Source organism: Robertmurraya korlensis (genome assembly GCF_023715225.1).
Lineage (GTDB): Bacteria > Bacillota > Bacilli > Bacillales > Cytobacillaceae > Robertmurraya_A.
Genome location: NZ_JAMBNS010000068.1, coordinates 1 through 484, shown reverse-complemented (window position 1 = coordinate 484; position 484 = coordinate 1). Strand labels below are relative to the sequence as shown.

Below are 484 nucleotides of genomic sequence, written 5' to 3'. Positions count from 1 at the left end.
GCCACGATCTGTGGGGCGAGGTGTAAGCGATGGCCGCGGTATTTCCGGAGATCCTCGCGCTCGGCGAGGCGATGATCGAATTCAACCAGTCGCAGCCGGGACGCCCTGAATTCCTGCAGGGCTTCGGCGGCGACACGTCGAACTTCTGCATCGCGGCGGCGCGCCAGGGTGCATCGACGGGCTTCGTGTCGGCGATCGGCGACGATCCGTTCGGCCGCCTGCTCGCCGACATGTGGGCGTCGGAGCAGGTCGACACGACGTACGTGCGAATCGACCGCGCGGCACCGACCGGCGTGTATTTCGTCACGCACGGCGCCGACGGCCACCAGTTCGACTATCTGCGCGCGGGATCGGCTGCGAGCCGCTATGCGACAGGCGACTTGCCGCTCGACGCGCTGGCGGCCGCGAAGGCCGTGCACCTGTCGGGGATCAGTCTTGCGATCAGCACGGCCGCGTGCGATGCGGCGTTCGCGGCGATCGACCA

Annotated in this window: 1 protein-coding gene; it reads left to right on the top strand. The window is 68.4% G+C overall.

The window, feature by feature from the left end; genetic code table 11:
- Positions 1–29: 29 nt before the first annotated feature.
- On the top strand, positions 30–484 hold a 455-nt coding region (locus M3175_RS24180), incomplete at its 3' end, for a PfkB family carbohydrate kinase (RefSeq protein ID WP_251524551.1).